This is a genomic window from Candidatus Obscuribacterales bacterium (genome assembly GCA_036703605.1).
GTDB lineage: Bacteria > Cyanobacteriota > Cyanobacteriia > RECH01 > RECH01 > RECH01.
In genome coordinates, this window is record DATNRH010000866.1 from 1 (window position 1) to 2753 (window position 2753).

The following is a 2753-nucleotide window of genomic DNA, read 5'->3' on the forward strand; positions in this document are numbered from 1 at the left end:
AACTGTCCTTCAAACTGGATGGGAGAACTGACCGGGAAGGTGCGCAGTTGGTACCCCGGAAAACGTGGTAGGGCGACAAAAATCGCCAGACCCAGCCCAACCACGACCAATACTAAGGTGCTCCAGCGGCGCAGGGAAAAATTCAGCGTTAGGGTCTTCATGCGACGACTGGTGAGCCCTAACTGGGAACGATAGTCTAATACCAACACCGGCAGAGCGATCGCTACAAAAATCAGCAGCAGTGGTGCAAAAGCCAGGGTTTGGCTAATCGTACCCGCCACGCCAATCAGAATTAGCCCAATCACCATGGAATAGCCCAAGTCTTTGCGCCGAGGTTGGTCAAAACTATGCAGCACCTGCAGGTGGATCAACAGTTCCGCTAGGGCTAGACGCGTATCTACCTGCCCCCGAGCAATGTTGAACAAAAAGATGGCAAGAGCCAAGAGCATGGCGATCGCAATACTAAATTGAGTCGAGGTATTGCGTTTATGGCGCTGCCGCCAGCTCCACCAAGCCCCCACGATACTGGCAGGAATAGCCCAGGCACTGATCCACAGCGGATCTGCCACATCCGCCGCCGCCACATCGGTCGCCAAAATGCCCACTGTCACCATAGCCTGTACCAAAACCCGCAGCGGAATTGATTCTTCCGGCCGCGGGCGGGGCATAGCGGCGAGGCGTTCCCACAGGGGGCCAAAGGGCGATCGCCGAATCCATTGTTCGAGTCTTGAAGGGTCTTGGGTCGGTGCGTTAGCGGGAGCCGTTGCGGTAGGACGGGTCATACAAACTCAGTCAAACTCAGTGACGAAGGACAAGCGATTCTAAGAGGCGATCGCACTCTATAGCCCAGTGTAGCCACCCAGACCCAAAACACCCACCCAGCAGGGTACGTTTCCTACATGTAGGCGGATTGAATGGCCCAAACCACTAGCGTCGCAATGGCACCCAAGATAATGACTGAGGATAGGGCGATCGCAACTCCACTATCTGCCTCATCAAATTTCATAATTCCACGATTTTGGTCGGTCATAGGACATCTCCTTACATAGCTCAATCTGGCCTAAACACCTTGCCATACCTCAGGTGTAACACTCCTCAACGATTCCCATAGCAGACTTAACGGAATGTTTGGATTACGGCAACACTCCGTCATGAAGTCCACCAAAAGCGCCTAAAAATGTTAACTTGTGTAAAGGTTACGAAATATTGAGGATCACTTGACTTAGCGCATTAATGCTTAAATGTTTCTGCTTTCATCGGTAGATTTGTTGCATTGCGAACAGTTGAGAGCAGAAATGCAGGGTAGAGATGAGTGGGATTCCTGATTAGACGCTCCTCACGCCAGCTTGTCTAGTCCACTGTTACTGATTTGACGGGAGTATTTGAGTGACCCTATCACTACAAACCACACAAGCTACGGGTGAATCACTAATTGCTAGCTTTTTCCAGCAATCGGCTGGGCAATGGCGCTCTGAGCGCCGCTACTACACATTGCCCGATGGCGATGTGAAGGAAATGGTGAGTCTGATTACAGTCCGCTTCTTGACGGCGGGTTGTTCAGAACTGCTGCACCTAGCTCAACTCCATCCAGAGGGCGATCGCCTGAACCTGGCCTGCGGGGCAGAGGTGACCTGGAATAGTACCGATGCCACCACTGGACGCAAGAAATCTAAGGGGACAACCCTGTTTGGCGTGCAGGGTGACATCCTCTATCGAGATCGCGGTTTTGCCACTCCTCATCCCGTAACAGCTCAGTTCTACTTCAACCATCCCACCACCCTCTGCCTGCGCACCGAGTATAACGACTCGGTTTTTGAGGAGGAACTGAAGCTCATTGGTCAGCAATATCGCACCCGCCAAACGATCATCTCTCGGGCGGGTGAGCAGCAGATGATTGGTCAATACCTAGAGCGTCGCATCGGGTAGCGATCGCCCTTGGGGATGCATGAACCTAGCGCGCTGACCCATCTAGGTTGATGCATCCCGGCTTGTTGGTGTATTTACAAACTCGTTGCCACAGCACCGCCCTTGTGCCCGGCGGCCCCACGGAAAACAAGACGCGATCGCCCCCAATCATCGAGACAATCTTGACGCCGCAGACTGGGCAGCTTTGCTCGTTTGGGCTGGACATAGGTTCTCCTCCGTCTATCGCTATGGGTAACGGTGTTAGAGATTTTACGGGTTGATGGAAGCGATCGCTGGATTGTGCTAAGAATTTGTTATTATTGTTGTCGGAATGCTGGTGTAGCTCAGTTGGTAGAGCAGCTGATTTGTAATCAGCCGGTCGCAAGTTCGAGTCTTGTCACCAGCTTTTAATAGAAAGCACGTCGGGATGCCCCTGCTTGACTAGAGAGTCATGAAGATCACCTAGGTTCAAACTGCACCTAGCTAGCACGTTGACTAGCTAGGTGATAACATCAACCCAAAGCCTCAATGCTTCAGGTTAGGTTTGGGGCGTAAGGGCGCATAACTATCTCGGAGAAGAGCGATCGCAGCCTCGCCCTAGCTGGCGAGTAGAGCTTTGACATGCTGATCAATAAATTCGGTATCAACCGGATTGATGCCGCCCCCTGCAAAATGTCCCCAAATCGAAGGAATAGCAACAAACTCGGCATTGGGCATATGCTTTACTTCATACTCATTATCTTCCGGCGGAAAATATAAATCTGTTTGCCCAGGCATCACAATGGCCTTGGCTTTAATCGCAGCCAATGCTTGTTCAAAATTGCCGTTAAACCCTGGCGTATTGCCAA

The 2753-nt window shown here is 51.9% G+C and carries 5 protein-coding genes and 1 tRNA gene; 2 read left to right on the forward strand and 4 right to left on the reverse strand.

Translation table 11 applies throughout. The features are described 5' to 3' along the window. On the reverse strand, positions 1–782 hold a 782-nt coding region (locus tag V6D20_17870; GenBank protein ID HEY9817651.1), incomplete at its 3' end, for a transglutaminaseTgpA domain-containing protein. Positions 783–895: 113 nt separating this feature from the next. Beyond that, positions 896–1030: a hypothetical protein gene (locus V6D20_17875; protein HEY9817652.1), complete on the reverse strand. Its 135-nt coding sequence runs from the start codon at positions 1028–1030 to the stop codon at positions 896–898. Positions 1031–1386: 356 nt separating this feature from the next. Here V6D20_17875 and V6D20_17880 point away from each other — a divergent pair, with 356 nt between their 5' ends. Then, on the forward strand, positions 1387–1926 hold the full coding sequence (locus V6D20_17880; protein ID HEY9817653.1) for a phycobiliprotein lyase: 540 nt from the start codon (positions 1387–1389) through the stop codon (positions 1924–1926). A gap of 25 nt (positions 1927–1951) precedes the next feature. Here the strand turns inward: V6D20_17880 and V6D20_17885 are convergent, their stop codons facing one another. Continuing rightward, positions 1952–2131 carry a hypothetical protein gene (locus V6D20_17885; protein ID HEY9817654.1) on the reverse strand — a complete coding sequence of 60 codons (180 nt, stop codon included), beginning with the start codon at positions 2129–2131 and terminating at the stop codon, positions 1952–1954. Positions 2132–2238: 107 nt separating this feature from the next. Here V6D20_17885 and V6D20_17890 point away from each other — a divergent pair. Beyond that, positions 2239–2311: transfer RNA gene (locus V6D20_17890), tRNA-Thr, on the forward strand. Between the two features lie 191 nt (positions 2312–2502). Here V6D20_17890 and V6D20_17895 read toward each other — a convergent pair. Then, positions 2503–2753 (reverse strand): hypothetical protein (locus V6D20_17895; GenBank protein HEY9817655.1); only part of this gene is annotated, 251 nt, incomplete at its 5' end.